This is a genomic window from Pandoraea sp. XJJ-1, from assembly GCF_026802345.1.
Classification (GTDB): domain Bacteria; phylum Pseudomonadota; class Gammaproteobacteria; order Burkholderiales; family Burkholderiaceae; genus Pandoraea; species Pandoraea cepalis.
Genome location: NZ_CP113827.1, coordinates 1,879,114 through 1,897,615 on the forward strand (window position 1 = coordinate 1,879,114; position 18,502 = coordinate 1,897,615).

The 18,502-nt window shown below is 64.4% G+C and carries 16 protein-coding genes; 5 read left to right on the plus strand and 11 right to left on the minus strand.

Features of this window, described 5'->3' with window-relative positions; all coding sequences use genetic code 11:
* Nucleotides 1–6 precede the first annotated feature (6 nt).
* Nucleotides 7–1,563, minus strand: a complete 1,557-nt coding sequence (locus OYT13_RS08590; RefSeq protein WP_017233037.1) for a 3-hydroxyacyl-CoA dehydrogenase — start codon at nucleotides 1,561–1,563, stop codon at nucleotides 7–9.
* A 601-nt stretch (nucleotides 1,564–2,164) separates the two neighbouring features.
* On the opposite strand from OYT13_RS08590, the gene OYT13_RS08595 reads away from it, so the two are divergent.
* Nucleotides 2,165–2,821: a glutathione S-transferase family protein gene (locus tag OYT13_RS08595; RefSeq protein WP_130025602.1), complete on the plus strand. Its 657-nt coding sequence runs from the start codon at nucleotides 2,165–2,167 to the stop codon at nucleotides 2,819–2,821.
* A gap of 108 nt (nucleotides 2,822–2,929) precedes the next feature.
* Here the strand turns inward: OYT13_RS08595 and OYT13_RS08600 are convergent, their stop codons facing one another.
* Both OYT13_RS08600 and OYT13_RS08605 read right to left on the minus strand, forming a co-directional pair.
* On the minus strand, nucleotides 2,930–4,126 hold the full coding sequence (locus tag OYT13_RS08600) for a pyridoxal phosphate-dependent aminotransferase (protein ID WP_017233039.1): 1,197 nt from the start codon (nucleotides 4,124–4,126) through the stop codon (nucleotides 2,930–2,932).
* 139 nt (nucleotides 4,127–4,265) lie between these two features.
* Complete coding sequence (locus tag OYT13_RS08605) at nucleotides 4,266–4,778, minus strand: putative toxin-antitoxin system toxin component, PIN family (protein WP_268567592.1); 513 nt, start codon at nucleotides 4,776–4,778, stop codon at nucleotides 4,266–4,268.
* Nucleotides 4,779–4,825: 47 nt separating this feature from the next.
* On the opposite strand from OYT13_RS08605, the gene yaaA reads away from it, so the two are divergent.
* On the plus strand, nucleotides 4,826–5,605 hold the full coding sequence (gene yaaA, locus OYT13_RS08610) for a peroxide stress protein YaaA (protein ID WP_017233041.1): 780 nt from the start codon (nucleotides 4,826–4,828) through the stop codon (nucleotides 5,603–5,605).
* 65 nt (nucleotides 5,606–5,670) lie between these two features.
* The gene (locus tag OYT13_RS08615; RefSeq protein WP_268567593.1) at nucleotides 5,671–6,819 is read left to right on the plus strand and encodes a M14 family metallopeptidase; all 1,149 of its coding nucleotides are present in this window, start codon (nucleotides 5,671–5,673) and stop codon (nucleotides 6,817–6,819) included.
* Nucleotides 6,820–6,863: 44 nt separating this feature from the next.
* Here the strand turns inward: OYT13_RS08615 and OYT13_RS08620 are convergent, their stop codons facing one another.
* Nucleotides 6,864–7,526 carry a BspC domain-containing protein gene (locus tag OYT13_RS08620; protein ID WP_268567594.1) on the minus strand — a complete coding sequence of 221 codons (663 nt, stop codon included), beginning with the start codon at nucleotides 7,524–7,526 and terminating at the stop codon, nucleotides 6,864–6,866.
* Nucleotides 7,527–7,840: 314 nt separating this feature from the next.
* Between OYT13_RS08620 and trmB the strand changes: the two genes are divergently transcribed.
* Complete coding sequence (gene trmB, locus OYT13_RS08625) at nucleotides 7,841–8,566, plus strand: tRNA (guanine(46)-N(7))-methyltransferase TrmB (RefSeq protein WP_268567595.1); 726 nt, start codon at nucleotides 7,841–7,843, stop codon at nucleotides 8,564–8,566.
* A gap of 101 nt (nucleotides 8,567–8,667) precedes the next feature.
* Here the strand turns inward: trmB and OYT13_RS08630 are convergent, their stop codons facing one another.
* The 7 genes from OYT13_RS08630 to OYT13_RS08660 form a co-directional block, all read right to left on the minus strand.
* Nucleotides 8,668–9,846, minus strand: coding sequence for a DUF2863 family protein (locus OYT13_RS08630; RefSeq protein WP_017233045.1), 1,179 nt, complete (start codon nucleotides 9,844–9,846; stop codon nucleotides 8,668–8,670).
* Between the two features lie 135 nt (nucleotides 9,847–9,981).
* Nucleotides 9,982–10,545, minus strand: coding sequence for a methylated-DNA--[protein]-cysteine S-methyltransferase (locus tag OYT13_RS08635; RefSeq protein ID WP_017233046.1), 564 nt, complete (start codon nucleotides 10,543–10,545; stop codon nucleotides 9,982–9,984).
* Entirely contained in the window at nucleotides 10,542–12,029 is a 1,488-nt protein-coding gene (locus tag OYT13_RS08640; protein WP_268567867.1) for a DNA-3-methyladenine glycosylase 2 family protein, read from the minus strand. The genes OYT13_RS08635 and OYT13_RS08640 overlap by 4 nt, the downstream gene beginning before the upstream one ends.
* A 206-nt stretch (nucleotides 12,030–12,235) precedes the next feature.
* Nucleotides 12,236–14,944 (minus strand): aconitate hydratase AcnA, encoded by a 2,709-nt coding sequence (acnA, locus tag OYT13_RS08645; RefSeq protein WP_261938763.1) that lies wholly within the window; start codon nucleotides 14,942–14,944, stop codon nucleotides 12,236–12,238.
* 210 nt (nucleotides 14,945–15,154) lie between these two features.
* A complete protein-coding gene (locus OYT13_RS08650) occupies nucleotides 15,155–15,652 on the minus strand; it encodes a hypothetical protein (RefSeq protein ID WP_017233049.1) in 498 nt (165 codons plus the stop codon).
* Between the two features lie 43 nt (nucleotides 15,653–15,695).
* Nucleotides 15,696–15,878 carry a hypothetical protein gene (locus tag OYT13_RS08655; protein WP_261938762.1) on the minus strand — a complete coding sequence of 61 codons (183 nt, stop codon included), beginning with the start codon at nucleotides 15,876–15,878 and terminating at the stop codon, nucleotides 15,696–15,698.
* 346 nt (nucleotides 15,879–16,224) lie between these two features.
* Nucleotides 16,225–17,208 (minus strand): malate dehydrogenase, encoded by a 984-nt coding sequence (locus OYT13_RS08660; RefSeq protein ID WP_026131780.1) that lies wholly within the window; start codon nucleotides 17,206–17,208, stop codon nucleotides 16,225–16,227.
* Between the two features lie 340 nt (nucleotides 17,209–17,548).
* On the opposite strand from OYT13_RS08660, the gene OYT13_RS08665 reads away from it, so the two are divergent.
* On the plus strand, nucleotides 17,549–18,391 hold the full coding sequence (locus OYT13_RS08665; protein ID WP_017233052.1) for a UTRA domain-containing protein: 843 nt from the start codon (nucleotides 17,549–17,551) through the stop codon (nucleotides 18,389–18,391).
* Nucleotides 18,392–18,502: the final 111 nt, after the last annotated feature.

An 18,502-nucleotide genomic window follows, 5' to 3' on the forward strand; every position in this document is an offset into this window, starting at 1 on the left:
TCCAGATCACTGTTCTTCGGTCAGCAGCGACACGCCCAGTTGCGCGCGGCGCGTGAGCCACGGCGACGGACGATAGCGCTGATCGCCGTAGAACGATTGCAGATTGCGCAGCACGGTGAGCAGTTGGCGTGCGCCGACGGCATCGCCGAGTGCGAGCGGCCCTTTGGCGTAGCCCAGGCCCAGCGTCACGGCGCGATCGATGTCGCCGGGTGCTGCGATGCGTTGCTGCGCGATGTCGGCGCCGATGTTCACGATGGTGGCGATCACGCGCTGGGCGACAAAGCCCGCCGAGTCGCGAATCACCGTCACGGGTGTGCCGCCGTGCGCAAACAGGGCGTGTGCGGCGTTGCGTGCTTCGGGCGTCGTGATCGGCGTGGTCATCAGCGTGTGGCGCTTCGCGCCGGCGAGCGGCAGCAGCGTGTCGACGGCCACCGTGCGCGCCGCGTCGAGTCCCTGTTCGACGGCGCAGGTCGTGGCGTCGAGACCGAGCGGCGTGACAACGATCAGCGCCGTTGCTGACGGCTTGTCGCCGCTTTCGAGGGGCACGCCCGTCGCGCCGAGCAGTTCGACCACGGCCGCGAAGCCGCGCGTATCGGCGCGGCTCACCCAGACGCTGGCGGGCAGGGTGTCGGGCGCCGGGGCTTCAGGCGGCACTTGCTGTTTGCCGTCGACATAGCGATAGAAGCCTTCGCCGACCTTGCGGCCCAGCAGGCCGCCCGCGAAGCGTACGGCCGTGATCGGCGACGGACGGAAGCGGGCTTCTTCGTAGAACTGGTGGTAGATCGATTCCATCACCGGGTGCGAGACGTCGAGTGCCGTGAGATCGAGCAGTTCGAACGTGCCAAGACGAAAGCCCGCCTGCTCGCGCAGGATACGGTCGATGTCAGCAAAACTCGCCACACCTTCGCTCGCCACGCGCAGGCCTTCGGTGTTCATCCCGCGCCCGGCGTGGTTGACGATGAAGCCCGGCATGTCCTTGCAGCGCACGGCCGTGTGCCCCATGCGCTGACCCAGCGCGAGCAGCGCATCGCCGACCTCGGGGGCGGTACGCAGGCCGTCGATCACCTCCACCACCTTCATGAGCGGCACCGGGTTGAAGAAGTGGTAGCCGGCCACGCGCTCTGGACGCTCGCACGCGGCGGCGATCGCCGTGATTGATAGCGACGACGTGTTCGACGCGAGAATCGCGTCTGCCGCAACGATGCCCTCCAGCGAGCGGAACAGATCGCGCTTGACGTCGAGTTTTTCGATAATGGCTTCGACCACGAGCTGGCAATCGGCCAGATCCTCAAGGACGCCGCATGCCTGCAGACGGCCCATCGTCGCCTCGACACTCGACGCTTCGATCTTGCCCTTCGCGGCGAGCTTGTCCAGCGTGTCGCGCAGGGTGCCCAGTGCGGCTTGCACGGCGCTGGCGTTGGTGTCGTAAAGTTTCACGCGCAGGCCAGCCTGCGCGGCGATCTGGGCGATGCCACGGCCCATGGCACCGGCGCCGACGATGCCCAGCACGTCGATAGTCTTGCCGGGGGCGTTCGCGCAGGCCTGGGAGGAGGATGCAGTCATTCGGAGTGTCTCGAAATGGGGGTCGATGGTCGTCGATCGGAGTCGCGCGGTGGGCGCGCCCGGCGCTGGCACGGAGGGGATGCAACATTCTATCGTCCGACCGGTCGGTCTGGAAATGAATTTCCTGATGACTCGCCGAGCAATGCAAACCGGTGCCCATCACGCGTTGGCGCTATTGTCGCCGATCTTGCGGCGGCTGCCAGCGCTTGTTCCGCTGGGCGGTCGGCCGGGGGCGTAGTCCATCGGACCGTTCGTGGACCTGCCGTTGGGCCGGGTAGGCAGATTTCGGGACATCTTCCCGTGTGCGCGTCTCACGACCGATCGTGCGATGCCGTTACACTGCGGGTGGCCGCCAGTCGCGTCGGTTGCACGCATCGCCAAGGTTGACCCCGTGGCGCTCGCTGCATGACGCAGTGAGCGTGTGGATCGACAACGATGCTGCAACCGTCGCACCACCGTCGCACCACCGTCGCGCGATCGGCCGACAACGACGCGCTACCGCTCCATCGGCGGCAGCGCACCAGGGACGCATCATGACACTGCGCACGCGCCGCTGCCTCGACGACAACCGAGGCGCTAGCCGTGACGCATCGGAGACATCATGTTGAAGCTGTACGGTTTTCCCATCAGCAACTATTACAACAAGGTCAAGGTAGTACTGTACGAGAAGGGCTTGGCATTCGAGGAGTCGGAGTCGATTCCCTGCCAGGATGAGTCGCTGCTGCAATGCTCGCCGCTCGGCAAGGTGCCGTATCTGGAGACGGAACAAGGGTTCCTGTCCGAGTCACAGGTGATCTGCGATTTCCTCGAAGCGACGCATCCGTCGCCCGCGCTTTTCTCGAAAGACCCGTGGCGGCAGGCGAAGGAACGCGAACTGCTCACGATGGTGGAGTTGCACCTGGAGCTGGTTGTGCGCGACATCTACGGGCAGGCGTTCTTTGGCGCGACGGCCTCGGATGGCACGCGTCAACGCACCGAGAAGCTGCTGCGCCGGAACATCGTGGCGTTCAAGCGGCTGGCGAAGTTTGCGCCTTACCTTGCCGGCGATACCTTCTCGATGGCCGACGTCGCCGCGGGCATCCATCTGCCGATCCTGGGGATGGCCACACAAGCCGTGTATGGGGAGGATTTCCTGCAAGCGGCCGGCATCGACTGGAAGGCGTATGGCAAGGGGCTCGCCGAACGCGAATCGTTCCAGCGCATGCGCGCTGAGCAGAAGGCGTACCAGCAGGCCCAGCAGGCGAAGAAGGCGGGGTAATTCCGACGCGCCTGCCACCGCCGCGCATCACGCGCCGAGGCAAAAGCGAAAGGGCCGCGATTGGAAAAAGATCGCGGCCCTTTTTGCGTCTTGCTGAAGCGGTTCGCGTCAGATCTTTGCGAGTCGTGCCAGCGCCTCGCGCAGCGTGTCGTCCCGCTTGGCGAAGCAGAAGCGCACCACACCGGATTCATGCGGCTCATGATAGAACGCCGAGACGGGAATGGCCGCCACGCCGATCTCGCCGGTCAGCCACAGCGCGAAGTCGGCTTCGCTCATGTCGCTGATTGCGCTGTAATCCACGCACTGGAAGTAAGTGCCTTCACACGGCAGCAACTTGAAGCGCGTGCCCGCAAGCCCCTCGCGGAACAGGTCGCGCTTCTTCTGGTAGAAGCCTGCGAGTTCGAGGTACGGGGCGGGATCGCGCATGTAGTCGGCCAGACCGACCTGCATTGGCGTGTTGACCGTGAACACGTTGAACTGATGCACCTTGCGGAATTCGGCCGAGAGTGACGCCGGCGCCGCCACGAATCCGACCTTCCAGCCCGTCACGTGATATGTCTTGCCGAAGCTCGACACGATGAAGCTGCGGCGCGCGAGTTCGGGATGGCGCGCCACACTCTCGTGCCGCTTGCCGTCGTACACCATGTGTTCGTAGACCTCGTCGGAGATCAGCAGGATGTCGGTGCCGGCCACGATCTCGGCGAGCTTCGCGAGATCCTGCTCGTGCCACACGGTGCCGCTGGGATTGTGCGGCGTGTTGAACAGGATGAGACGCGTGCGCGGCGTGATCGCCGCCGCCAGCTTGTCGAACGGAATGCGGAACTCGGGCGCGTCGAGCGTGATGAACACAGGCTTGCCACCGGCCAGCTCGATCGAGGGGACGTAACTGTCATACGTCGGCTCGAACACGATCACCTCGTCGCCCGGATGCACGCACGCGAGAATGGCCGTGAGCAGGGCCTGCGTGGCACCGGCCGTCACCGTGATTTCAGTGTTCCAGTCGTAAGGCTGCCCGTAAAGCCGGCCGATCTTGTCGGCGATCGCCTGGCGCAATGCCGGCACGCCGGCCATCGGCGGGTACTGGTTATGGCCGTCGCGCATCGCGCGCGAGACGGCATCGACGATCTTCGGATCGCACGCGAAATCGGGGAAGCCCTGCCCGAGGTTCACCGCCTGCTTCTCGGCGGCGAGCGCCGACATCACGGTGAAAATGGTGGTGCCGACGTTCGGCAGACGTGACGCAAGCGGCGGGGCGACCAACGCCTGAGCGGCGGGCGCGACAGATGCGGTGTGGGGCGCGTTCATGTAGGCAGTGGACGATGCAGTGATCAGGCCGCCATTCTACCGCCGCTGCGCCCGGCCTGCGGGCGATGCCGGAGGTTGGGTTGCGTTTTCGGACATGCCGCGGCCATGCGTTCGCCGATTCCGATCGGACTTTCGGACATTACCAGTTCGCGTTGAGCAGCGACGCGAACGCGCTCGCCGTCACGATGCGAAAGCCGAACTGGCGTGCCACCCGGCTGCGCAGCTTAAGCACGGCTTTGTCCTTGCTGACGAGCCAGTGTGCATGACCGTCGCGTGCGGCCTCGAGGAATTTCTGATCGTCGCGGTCGCGGCACAACGGCAGCGGGGCGCCCGGCGCGGCGTCTTCCGGCACGACGATGCGATGCGTGTTGGCGTCGACCCAGGCGAGTGCGGCATCGTTGTCGATTTCGCGCGACGCGAATTGCGGGTAAGTAAGCACCACGGCGAGTTCGTCACGACAGCGCGACGCCATGAGCGCCGTGAGGCGGCGCTCGACGAGGGCATCGCGGACCGGACGCACAATGGGGTCGTCGAAGACGAGCAGGTCGATCCAGACATTGGTGTCGAGTACCACGCGCGGTGGCGTGGCGAGCGTATCGAGATGGTCGGCGAAGGCCCGTTCGGCGGGCGTGGCAACAGCGTTCTGAAGCATTGGATAGAATGTCGGTTTCTCGTTTTCGCAGGGACGCTGCACCCGATATGATAATTGTTCTCTCGCCGGCCAAATCACTCGACTACGAAACGCCGCCGCACGTGAGCACGCACACCGTGCCACAGTTCGTCGACGACGCGGCCGAACTGATCGACGGTCTGCGCGAACTGAGTCCGGCACAGGTGGGCTCGCTCATGAGCATTTCCGATCAACTTGCCGCGCTCAACGTCACCCGCTACGCCGACTGGAACGCCCGCTTCGACACGAGCAATGCCAAGCAGGCCGTGCTTGCCTTCAACGGCGACGTCTACGAGGGCCTCGCGGCCCGCACCCTGAGCGCCACGCAGCTCGACTTCGCCCAGAAACATCTGCGCATTCTGTCCGGCCTGTACGGCGTGCTGCGCCCGCTCGATCTGCTGCAGCCCTATCGTCTGGAGATGGGCACGCGCTTTGCCAATAAGCGCGGGCGTGATCTGTACGCGTTCTGGGGCGAGCGTGTGACGCAGACGATCAACGCGTCGCTCGCGGAGCACGCCGAGACGCGTCGCGTGCTCGTGAACCTGGCGTCCGAAGAGTATTTCAAGGTCATCAAGCGCCGTCTGGTGGCCGCGCCGGTGATCACGCCGGTGTTCGAGGACTGGAAGAGCGGCAAGTACAAGATCATCAGCTTCTATGCCAAGCGCGCGCGCGGTCTGATGGCGCGTTACGCCATCGAGCGCGGCGTGACCGACGTGCAGCAGCTCAAGGCCTTCGACAGCGAAGGCTACGCATTCGACGACACGGTCTCGAACGACGCGCTCTGGGTCTTCCGCCGTCGCGTGGCCTGACGTTCGTGAGCCTTCGACCCTGGGCAAGTGCCCGGGGTTTTTGATTTCCGCCAGCGAGACAAGTCATGACTGTCCAGATCAGCAGCAAGTTCGATAGCGGCGCCATCGAGGTGGTGAGTGCCGAGCGTGCCGACGACATTCACGTCCGCATTGCCCGGGACGGTGCCGCCGAATTTGCGCAGTGGTTCCATTTCCGTGTGCAGGGGGTGGGCGGTACGCCGTGCCGGATCGTGTTCGATAACGCGGGGCAAACGTCGTATCCGCGCGGCTGGGAGAACTACCGCGCGGTGGCGTCGTACGATCGCGTGAACTGGTTTCGCGTGCCGACCTCGTACGACGCGAAGGTCATGACGGTGTCGTTCACGCCGGCGCACGACAGCGTGTATTTCGCGTATTTCGAGCCGTATGCCGAGGAGCGTCACCTGGCACTGCTCGGCACGGCACAGAACTCGCAGAGGGTGAGTTCGCGCTCGTTGGGGCAGACCGTCGACGGGCGGGATATGACCTTGCTCACCGTGGGCGAACCGCGCGCGGGCAAGCGCAATCTCTGGGTGATCGCGCGTCAGCATCCCGGCGAAACGATGGCGGAGTGGTTCGTGGAAGGACTGTTGCGCCGCCTGCTCGGGGCGGGCGACTGGGCGGGCGATCCGCTCGCCACGGCGGTGCTCGACGAAGCGGTGCTGCATATCGTGCCGAACATGAATCCGGACGGCTCGGCGCGCGGCCATCTGCGTACCAATGCGGTGGGCGCGAATCTCAATCGCGAGTGGCTGGCGCCGGACCCGATGCGCAGCCCCGAGGTGTATCACGTGCGCGCAGCCATCGAGACGCTCGGCTGCGACATGTTCTTCGATATTCACGGCGACGAGGCGCTGCCCTACGTATTCCTGGCGGGCAACGACGGCGTGGAGTGGGCGACCGACGAGACACTCGCGCGCGAGAAGGCGTTCGGCGAGCGCCTGAAGGCGGCGAGCCTCGATTTCCAGGACAAGTTCGGCTATCCGCCGGGCAAACACGGGCCGGACTCGCTCAAGCTCGCGTCGAAGTGGGTCGCCCATCGCTTCGGCTGCCTGTCGCTCACGCTCGAAATGCCGTTCAAGGACAACGCGAACCGTCCCGATCCGCACGTCGGGTGGAGCGGCGCGCGAAGCGCCGCGTTGGGCGCGTCGATGCTTGCCGCGATCTGGGCACAGATGCAGGCCGATAACACGTGAGAGGGGACGGACGGTCAGCGCGAGCGCTGGCCGTCACCCGGCGCTCAGTGCGATTTCTTTTTCGTCGCGGTCTTCTTGGTGTTGCTCGACTTTGCCGACGCCTTGCCGCGCGACGCCTTGGACGAGGCGCCATGCCTGCCCGATTTCGCGGCCGCGTGCTTCACCTTGCCGTGTGTGCTGCCGCGTTTGGCGCGCTTCACCGGCTGTTCGACCTGTGATAGCGGCGACGTATAGTTGAAGCCCATCATGCGACCGTCGGCGTAGCCGCAGCGAATATGGATGTTGTCCGTCTGGCCGCTGGTGCGCTTGCCGATGCCGTCGAGTTCGACCATCTGCGTGACGTCCACACGTTGCTTGTGGTCGTCAAACGGCCCTGACCACGGCAAGACCTTGGCGTGCTCCGAATCGAGCGCGTTGTCGGCATACTCGACGCTCTCATATCCAGGCAGTGTGGCAACGACGAAACTCGCGTGCGCGGCGCAATCGGCCACCAGCGGATCGGCGTGACGCGTGTTGACGAACTGCTCGACCAGCGCGCGATGTTGTTCGAGGGTGAAGGCCTGTGCCGGGGCCGCCACGGCGCACAGGCAGAGCGGGACAGCGACGGACGCGACGGATGCGATGGGTGCTGCCTGTGCGGCTGCGACGACCTGTCGCGCGGCGCGCATCACGACGCCGGCGGCGCGTTGAAAAAATCGATTCGACATTGCTTGAAGTATTCTCGGGGGCGCTAAGGCATTGCAGAGCAATGCGGGCATGCGACGACCCATCGTAGGCGTCTTCGGCACGCGCCGCTCGCGAAGAGGCTTGACCGCATTATGATAGACAACGGCAAAGCGGCTCCCATCTTAACCGAAAAAAAGTCGCCGACGCCCGCCGGGTAAGCCCTCAGACGTAACAGGACGGACCGCGAAAGTTACAGAGCGCTACAATGCGGGCCTGACCGACGCGTCGCCGCGCAGAAAACCTCGTGCATGCGGCAGGCACGCCTTTCGTTCGCCCCGCGTTTCTTCATTTCAGCATGTTCGCAAATTCACGCACCGTGGCCAGTGCTCAAACCGGCCCGCACGACAGACTGGCGGCGCTCGTCAGTCGTCATCGCGACGCGGTCTTTCGCAAGCCGCTCGCCGCCTACAGCGCTGGGGCGTTCGAGGCCGCCGTCGCCGCGTGGCGCAGCGCCGGCGCCGCACCGCTGATCATCGATGCGGGATGCGGTGTCGGCGAAAGCACGTTGCGCCTGGCCACGCAGTTTCCCGATCACTTCGTCATTGGCATCGATCAATCGGAGAGCCGCATCGTGCGCGGCAAGGATTGGTGGGGCGGTGCGTGGCCCGAGAACTTCGTGTGGGTGCGGGCCGATCTGGTCGACTTCTGGCGGCAACTGTTCGAGGCCGACATTCGCCCGGCACGTCATTACCTTCTCTATCCGAACCCGTGGCCGAAGATCGGCCAACTCGCCCGACGCTGGCATGCGCACGCGGTGTTCCCCACGGTGGTGGCGCTCGGCGGCGTGCTGGAGTGCCGCAGCAACTGGGATCTCTACATCGAGGAAATGGCGTTGGCCGTCGAGTGGCTCTGCGGTGTGCGTCCGGTCGTCGAGGTCTGGACGCCTGAGGGGGGCATCATCCCGATCACGCCGTTCGAGCGCAAGTATCTTGCATCGGGACATGGGCTGCATCGATGTGTCGTGACGTTGCCATCGTCGTTGCCATCGCCACTGTCATTGCCATCGGCGCCGGGTGATTAGGCGGAGCACGCCGAACGCGTCGCCCAAATAAAATGGCCGTGCGCTGATCACGCACGGCCATTGTCTTGCTGTCGTCGCGCGTCGCTTCGACGCGCGGCCGATCAGTGGAAATGCGGACGGCTCGGTTCGGCGTCCTCCGGCATTTCCGCATGCACGATTTCGCCCACCGGATCCGGATACAGCGGCACGCCGCAATCGTCGCAATACTCAGGATCGAAGCGCCCAGGGTGCTTGCGAATCTCGGTCACACCGCAGGCCTTGAGCAGATCGGCGACTTCCTCGAGCGCGCCGCCTTCGATCTCGCCATTCTCGCGACCGTACAGCGGCCACACGACCCCATAGATGACGTCGTTGCTGCCCCGCTGCGTGAAGCCGATGCGGTACTCGTCAATGTTCTGCTCGCCGAAGCCCGCCACCACGGCGCGCAGCTCGGCCGGCGTGAGGGTGAGCACGTCTTCGAGATAGCGCAGCGCCGTGCGGATCGTGTGGGGCCGGATGCGCTCGTCGGCTTCGCGGCAGCTCGCGTAATAGGCGTCGGGCAGCAGGCACTCGATTTCGCAGCCAGGCAGCAGCGCATTGAGGTTAGGGCCGCCCTGCGTCGACCATGCCTCCTGGCATTGACCGCGTTCGGCGTGGCGCGCCCCTTCTTCCTGCCAACGGAACATCGGCGCGCCCTTGGGTACGCTGACGGCCGCCAGCAGGAAGCGCGGGTCGGCGAGAATCGGGGCCGTTTCCGGCAGGTCGCTGCCGGGTTGCTTGACTTCGGTGTTCTCGACCGCCGCCCGTACCAATTGCTGCGTGACCTTCCACGACTCGCAGTGCGTGCGCGGCAGTTGGTCGATGCTGTAGAGATACGGCGAAATGGTCACGCGCGCCGGTTCGGCCAGCACGTGAGCGTGCAGGTGCGCGCGAACGGGCATGAGCGCGTCGGCTTTCACCGGCCCCGAGGGAATCGCGTAACGGGTCCAGGCGAGGATGGGGATGGCGACGAGCAGACCGTCCCACACCTGACCTTCGGCTTCCGGTTCGGCGGATTCGCTTTGCGACTCGATCAGATCGGCGAGCGCGCCATAGGCCTCGCTGTGGTTGGCCTGGAGGTGGTCAAGGGCGGCGTCGATGGCCGGTTGGTTACCGGTGCGCAGCACGCGCGTGAGCAACGTGTCGAGCTGGGCTTCCCAGAAGCGGTCTTCGATACGGCTGCCGGAGGCAGCGAGCGCGAGCGCGTGGCCGACCAGCTTTTCAGCGTCGGGGGTCAGTCGTTTGGCGGTGCGTGAGCGCATAGTCGTGCAAAGCAGAAATACATGGACTCACGATTGTACGGCATGCGTGAACGCGATTGATGGGACGCGCGCACCGATTGCATTGTGCCGGCCCTGAAAATGACGACATGGCGCGGCCTTGCCGCCCCGGGGCCGTCAGAAATCGAACGCGAGATTGGCGGGCGCCGAGAGTCGGGTTCGACGCGTGGCCGCCAGCGTGGCACCTGTTACCGGGGCGAGCGCGGCCCCTTCCAGCGAGAGCAAGGCGAGCTTGCGCTCGACGCCGCTGGCGTAGCCGGTGAGGGTGCCGTCGGCGCCGATCACGCGGTGGCAGGGCACGATGATCGCAATCGGATTTCGGCCGTTCGCGGCACCGACCGCGCGCGATTTGTTGAGGTCGCCCAACGCGTGCGCGAGGTCGCCGTAGCTGCGTGTCTCGCCAAACGGAATGCGTTGCAGTTCGGCCCAGACGCCTTGCTGAAACGGCGTGCCCTGCGCCGCCAGCGCCAGATCGAAGGTGCGTCGTCCTTCGTGAAAATACTCGTCGAGTTGGCGCTTCGCGTCACGTAGGACCGCGACGTCGGCGCCATCACGGCGTGTGTCGCCCGCTGGCGGGAAATACTTCTGATGCGAGAAATACACGCCGGTGAGGGCGTCGCCGTTGGCGACGAGCAGCATGTCGCCCAGCGGGCTGTCGTAATACGTTTCGTAGTGGGTCATGCACATACCTCCTGCAAAGTCTCGACCGGCTGGCCCGCCGGTCCCTGTGCTGCCGCGCGCCAGACGTGCAGCGCGGCATATGCCCGCCATGGCGCCCATTGTGCCGCCCGCGCGGCGACGGCGCGCCCGTCGGCCACGCCAAGCGCCTGACGCAGTACCAGATCGTCGACGGGCATCGCATCGGGCGAGCCGAGCGCGCGCATTGCGATGTACTGCGCCGTCCAGGGGCCAATGCCCTTGATCGCGAGCAGACCGTCGAGCGTGGCGTCCAGCGGTACCAGGGGATCCAGCCGCAAGCGGCCGTTGACCATCGCTTGCGCGACCCCGTGAATGGCGGCGATGCGACTTCGAATGATACCGGCCTCGCCGAGGGCGTCGGGGGCGACGGCGAGGAGTTGCGCGGCACTTGGAAACGTGTGTGTCAGACCGTGCGCGGGGGCGGGGAGTGGCGTGCCGAAGCGTTGTGCGAGCCGGCCGAGCAAGCGTCGAGCACCTTTGACGGTGATCTGCTGGCCGACGATGGCGCGCACGGCGATCTCGAAACCATCGACCGCGCCCGGGACGCGCAGGCCGGGCGTCGCCGCGGCGAGTGGGCCGAGGTGCGCGTCGATCACGTCTGGACGCGCGCCGAGATCGAACAAATGTCGAAGCTTGGCCAGCACCTGCGGCACACTGCCGGCCAGCGTGGGCGGCAATGTCACCTGAAGCGCGTGGCGATCCGGCAGCGGGGTGACACGACACCAGCCTGTGATCGTCTGCCCGTCGGGCTGTTCAAGGCTCAGCGTGCGGGTGTAGACGTCGTCATCTCGCCGCTCGACCCCCTCGATGGCGCGGTCGCCGAGAAAGTCGAGCAGGGCATGCCAGGCGAAGGGCGGACGGTACGCGAGCTGGAACACAAGATCGCTGCCGCGCAGGGCGTCGTGGTGGGCGTTCAGGCGGAGCCGGCCGGGGGGGAAGCCGTAGCGGGTCTTGAAGAGTCCGTTGAAGCGCCGAACGCTGCCGAAGCCGGCGGCGAGCGCAACATCGGTGACGGGCATGGCAGTATCGGTCAGCAGACGCTTGGCGAGCAGGAGTCGTTGTGTCTGCGCGTACTCCACGGGGGAGACGCCGAATTCGTCAGCGAAGATGCGACGCAGGTGACGTTCGGTGATGCCGATTCGGTCGGCGAGCGCAGGGAGGCTGGCGTGATTGAGGAAGCCTTCGTCGATCATGGCGGCTGCGGCGTCGGCGAGTTCGCGGGTAGCGTCGAAACGCGCGAGGCCGGGCGCGAGTTCGGGACGGCATTTCAGGCACGGACGAAAGCCAGCCTTCTCTGCGGCGGCGGCGCTGCCATGGAACGAGCAATTTTCAAAGCGGGGTGTGCGCACGTTGCACACCGGCCGGCAGTAGATACCGGTCGACGACACGCCGACGAAGAACCAGCCGTCGAAGCGCCGATCGCGGGCGCTGACGGCCTTGTAACAGACTTCGGGGTCGAGGTTCATGGACATGGGGCGGCGTGGGTCCGGCGGCAAGAGGGCAGAGACTATGCCCGCCACTCTACGCGCGAGGCGCATGAGGCGCTAGTCATTTTCGGACATGACAGCGACACATTCTCCCAACAAGACAAAACCCGGCACAAGGCCGGGTTTTGCAGTCTGCCGGGCAACGAATCGTCACCCGGCAGCGTGGGTCATGACAGCGTGGCTGATCAGGCAGCGGCCAACAACTGACGCAGCACGAACGGCAGAATGCCGCCGTGCTTGTAGTAATCCACTTCGATCGGCGTGTCGATACGCAGCAGGACTTGCACCTTTTGCGTGTCGCCGTTCTTGCGGTGGATCACCAGCGTGACGTCCTGTTGCGGCTTGATATCGGCCGACAGACCTTCGATGTCGTACGTTTCTTCGCCCGTGATGCCCAGCGACTGGGCGCTGTCCGACCCCTTGAACTGCAGAGGCAGCACGCCCATGCCGACCAGGTTCGAGCGGTGGATACGCTCGAACGAGCGCGCGATGACCGCCTTCACGCCCAGCAGTTGCGTGCCCTTGGCCGCCCAGTCACGCGACGAACCCGTACCGTACTCTTCGCCACCGAACACCACCGTCGGGGTGTTCTCGCCGACATACTTCATCGCAGCGTCGTAGATCGACAACTGTTCGCCGCTCGGCTGGTGAATCGTCAGGCCGCCTTCCACGCGCGAGCCGTCGGCCTGCACCGGGATCATCAGGTTCTTGATACGGACGTTGGCGAACGTGCCGCGCATCATCACTTCATGGTTACCGCGACGCGAGCCATAGCTGTTGAAATCGGCCTTGAGCACGCCGTTTTCGAGCAGCCACTTGCCTGCCGGCGAGCTTTCCTTGATGGAGCCGGCCGGGCTGATGTGGTCGGTCGTGACCGAGTCGCCGAACACGCCCAGCGCGCGCGCGCCATGGATCGGCTTGATGTCGGCGTTCGGCTCCATCGTGAAGCCTTCGAAGAACGGCGGCTCGGCGATGTACGTCGAACCCGGCCAATCGTAGACCTGGCCCTTCGAACCCTTGACCTTGGCCCACAGCGGGCTCGGATCCTTCACCGTGTCGTAGTTCGCCTTGAAGGTCTTCGCGTTCATCGCGAACTTCATCAGCTTCTGGACTTCTTCGCTGGTCGGCCAAATGTCGCCCAGGAAGATCTCCTTTCCGCCACGGCCCTTGCCGACCGGCTCGGTCATCAGGTCGCGCGTGACGTTGCCGGCGATGGCGTAGGCCACGACCAGCGGCGGCGACGCCAGGAAGTTGGCGCGGATGTTCGGGTGAATGCGCGCTTCGAAGTTACGGTTGCCCGACAGTACGGCGGCGGCAACCATGTCGTTCTTCACGATCACGTCGTTCAGCTCGGCCGTCAGATCGCCAGCGTTACCGATACAGGTCGTGCAGCCGTAGGCCGTCACGCCAAAACCCAACTTCTCGAGGTACGGCAGCAGGCCGGCCGCTTCGAGGTACTCGGTCACCACGCGGCTTCCCGGGGCGAGCGACGTCTTGATGTGCGGTGCGACCTTCAGGCCGGCTTCCACCGCCTTCTTGGCCAGCAGGCCGGCCGCGAGCAGCACGCTCGGGTTCGACGTGTTCGTGCATGACGTGATCGCCGCGATCAGCACGTCGCCGTTGTTCACGTCGATGCCGCCAGCGGTCTTGTAAGTTGTATCGAACTGCGCTTCGGTCTTGTTGAAACCGTTCTCGGCGACCGGCTTCGTGAACAGGTCCTTGAACGTCGACTTCACGTTGCCGATTTCGATGCGGTCCTGCGGACGCTTCGGACCGGCCAGCGACGGTGCCACCGTGCCCAGATCCAGCGACAGCGTCTTCGTGTAGTCGATGTCGTTCTTCTTCGGAACGCCGAACAGCTTCTGGGCCTTGAAGTACGATTCGAAGGCGTCGATTTCCGACTTCGTGCGACCCGTGCCCTTGAAGTAGTCGATCGTCTTTTCGTCGACCGGGAAGAAGCCCATCGTGGCGCCATATTCCGGTGCCATATTGGCGATGGTGGCGCGGTCCGGCAGCGCCAGGCTCGTCGTGCCTTCGCCGAAGAATTCGACGAACTTGCCGACGACCTTCTCGCGGCGCAGCATTTCCGTGATCGTCAGCACCAGATCGGTGGCGGTCACGCCTTCGCGCAGACGGCCCGTCAGCTCCACACCGACAACGTCAGGCGTGAGGAAGTACACCGGTTGACCCAGCATGCCGGCTTCGGCTTCGATGCCGCCCACGCCCCAGCCCACCACGCCGATACCGTTGATCATGGTCGTGTGGCTGTCGGTACCGACCAGGGTGTCCGGGTAGAACACGTGGTCCTTCTTGTGCACGCCACGGGCGAGGTACTCCAGGTTCACCTGGTGCACGATGCCATAGCCCGGTTGCACGACGCCGAATGTGTCGAACGCCTGCATCCCCCACTTCATGAACTGATAGCGTTCGTTGTTGCGCTGGAATTCCAGCTTCATGTTCAGGTCGAGCGCCTTCTTCTCGCGGAAGTGATCGATCGTGACCGAGTGGTCAACCACCAGATCCACGGGCACGAGCGGCTCGATGCGCTTCGGGTTCTTGCCCTGGCGCTCGGCAACGTTACGCATCGCGGCCAGGTCGGCCAGCAGCGGTACACCCGTGAAATCCTGCAGCACAACGCGTGCCACGACGAACGGGATTTCGTCGACGCGCTCGGCATTCGGCTTCCAGTTGGCCAGTTGCTGGACGTGCGCCTCGGTGACCTTCTTGCCGTCGCAATTGCGCAGCACCGACTCGAGCACGATGCGGATCGACACCGGCAGGCGTTCGACGTTCACACCCAGGGCTTTACCCAGTTGGGGCAGCGAGTAGAACTTGCCTTTCTTGTCGCCGCCGAGCTTGAACTCTTTAAGCGTTTTGTGGAGGTTGTGGGCCATGATCTTTCCTTGAGTGATACAGAAAAACGAAGCGGTGGTAATGCCATTCGATGAAACCCGGCATCGCAGGGGCGCCGGCGTGGGCGCCCGTGTCGATGCCGGTACGGCGAGCGACCGGCGTAACCGGTACGCCGGGGACTGCATGTCATGCCGAGGCGGCAACAGGAAAGCGGCCGGCGCCTCGAGCGATCGATGTCAACCGAGCGTGGCTCAGTTGGTCACATTGATCAGTTGAACCGATTGCGTCGGGGCGAGCTTGTCGTGCTCCGCCATTTCGCGCGTCAAACACTCGTCGGCCAGTCGGCTGCCGCCATCACGGTGCGTGAACAGCATGGCCTTGGCCGGAATCACCACCAGATCCAAACCGCTGGCGGCGTCGTAGAAACGGTCTGCACCGGTCGTCGTCTGCTGACGCGGCAGCTTGTAGTTGCGACCTTCCCAGAACATGGTGAGCACCTGGTCGCGCTTCATGTCGCCCTTGATAAAGAGCTTCTCGTTTTCCTTGCAGCTCCACAGTTCCGAACCGTCCACCGGTTGCACCGGCGCAGCGGCAACGGTCGCCTTCTTCTTGGCCGGCGCGTGCTTGAGCTTCTTCTTCGGTGCGGCCTTCTTGGCCGTCGTCTTGCTGGCCGGTTCAGTGGCAAACGCGGCGGGCACGATGGCGGCAGAGCAAAGGGCGACCAACACGGTCAGGCAAAGCTTCTTCATGGTGAATCTCCAAACAATAGGTAAGGTGCGACAAAAACGCAGATTATCGTACGAAGTTTGCGTTGGTCGGCGTCACCATACAAATTTTTTCAATTCCTTCCTGCCACGCGCCATCGGCGTCGGCGGTAGGGACCGGCGTCGTTGAACGGGGTGTTGCAGTGCGGAATTCGAGAGGGTGCGGCGCCGGACGGCGCTCGCGCGTGAAGCCGTTGTCGAGCGAGGACATGACGGGTGTCGGGCGGGATGCTTGGCGAAGCCAACGCCGGGAATCATGCGGCGCGCTCGCTGCGGGCATTGCGCGCTCACCGGTCGTCCGGTGTGGCGCGCGGGGTGCGGCAGTCAGGCGTGGCATTGGCTTGGCCAAGAAATCGCTCGGTGTTGCGTGACGTCGTGCCGGGGTCATAGCGCGATAGATGGCGCGGACCGTTGCGCAAAATGTCGTCACTGGGCTGCGGACGTTAAAGCCGTTCCGTCGATCGCGGGAGTTGCGCCGGCAGTGGGGGTAAGCCGCCGGCGCAGTTTCGGCCCCCGACGACGCTTATGACGGCGTCCGGGGTCGAGTCCCTGGGGGATTAGCCCAGCAGATGTGCCACGCCAGCGCGCTCTTCTTCGAGTTCGTTGAGCGTGAAGTTCATCTTTTCGCGCGAATAGGCGTCGATCTCGAGGCCTTCCACGCGCTTGTACTTGCCGTTTTCGCAGATCACCGGCACGCCGTAGATCACGTCTTGCGGAATGCCGTACGAGCCGTCCGACGGGATACCCATCGTGACCCACTTGCCGTTCGAGCCCAGCACCCAGTCATGGATGTGGTCGATGGCCGCGTTGGCTGCCGAAGCGGCCGACGACAGGCCACGGGCTTCGATGATGGCGGCGCCGCGCTTGCCGACCGTGGGCAGGAACACGTCGTTGTTCCACACGTCGTCGTTGATCATCGACTTGACGCTCTGGCCGTCGATCGTGGCGAAGCGGTAGTCGGCGTACATCGTCGGCGAGTGGTTGCCCCACACGGCCAGCTTCTCGATGCTCGCGACCGGCTTGCCGGTCTTGGCGGCGAGTTGCGAGAGGGCGCGATTGTGGTCCAGGCGCAGCATCGCGGTGAAGTTTTCCTTCGGCAGGTTCGGTGCCGACTTCATGGCGATATAGGCGTTGGTGTTGGCCGGGTTGCCGACGACCAGCACCTTGACGTCACGCTTGGCGACTTCATCCAGGGCCTTGCCCTGCACCGTGAAGATTGCGCCATTGGCTTCGAGCAGATCCTTGCGCTCCATGCCCTTCGAGCGCGGACGGGCACCCACCAGCAGGGCGACGTCGGCATCCTTGAAGGCGACCTTGGGGTCGTCGGTCACAACCACGCCGGCGAGCAGCGGGAATGCGCAATCTTCCAGCTCCATCACAACGCCCTTGACGGCGGCTTGAGCTTGCGGGAGGTCGAGCAGTTGCAGGATGACGGGCTGATCCTTGCCGAGCATGTCGCCATTGGCGATGCGGAACAGCAGGGAGTAGCCGATTTGGCCAGCGGCGCCGGTGACGGCGACACGCATTGCGGGTTTTGCCATGAGAATCTCTCCAGACGTGTACAAATTCCTGCGAAGCTCGGAGTAAGCTCGCCGTCCGGGTGGCATTTTCGCCAGGCTGACAGCGCCGCGTCACACAAAGCCCCTAAAATTCCTTGACCTACGGAAGCTTGCGGGCTGCGGGGTCGACTGCCGTGAATAAGTGCGAAGCGACGAACTCTCTTATAAGATAGCTGTGCTGCGTCTGCAGGCCCCTGTTAGCCCGCGCCAGTGTAGGAGTCACCACAACGAATGTCAACTGTATCTTATGTCTTATATAAGACATAGGATTATTGCTGTTATTCGATAGACGAAGGTCTTGATTTGTGGTCAAATCGCCGCCATGAATGCGAATGTTCGCGACACATCCAACCCCACGACGCCTGTCGATGCTCCGCAGCGACCGGACAGCGCGCGTGACGCCGCACCGGCCTCCCAGGCCCCGCAGAGTGCGGCTTCGGCAGGGGCGTCGCCGACCTTCAGCCCGCTGTACCAGCAGATCAAGGGGCTCATTACCCAGGGTCTGCAAGCCGGCGAATGGAAGCCCGGCGAAATCATTCCCAGCGAAGTCGAGCTGGCCGCCCGTTTCAAGGTGAGCCAGGGAACGGTGCGCAAAGCCATCGACGAGCTGGCTGCAGAAAACCTGCTTGTGCGCCGTCAGGGGCGCGGCACGTTCGTCGCGACCCATCACGAGGACCGGGTGCAGTTCCGGTTTCTGCGACTCGCGCCCGATTCGGGCGAACCCCATCACCCGCCCAGCCGCCTGATCGAGTGCCGCCGTATGCGTGCACCGGCGGAAATCGCGCGCCAGCTCGATTTGCGCGCAGGCGATGGCGTCATTCTGATCCGCCGCATGATGGATTTCTCGGACCGTCCCACGGTGCTCGACGAAATCTGGTTGCCGGGCGCACTTTTCCGCGGCTTGACGGCGGAAAGGCTGAATGAATACAAGGGGCCGATGTACGGCCTGTTCGAAGATGAATTCGGCACACGCATGATTCGCGCCGTGGAAAAAGTTCGCGCCGTGGCCGCGGACGACATGACCGCCGATCTGCTCAAGGTGCCGAAGGGGTTCCCGCTGTTGAGCGTCGAGCGCGTTTCCTACACTTATGGGGACAAGCCGGTGGAAGTGCGCCGGGGCTGGTACGTGACGACGGAACATCATTACCAGAACGAATTGAGTTGACGCATTGAGAGGGTGGTGACTTCCCAGGGGCGAGCCGGCGTCGTGGCCGGTGAGTGCCTGAAAGTCGAGCATGAGAGGCGGCGGAGTGCGTGCTGCCGGCAGGAATTTCCG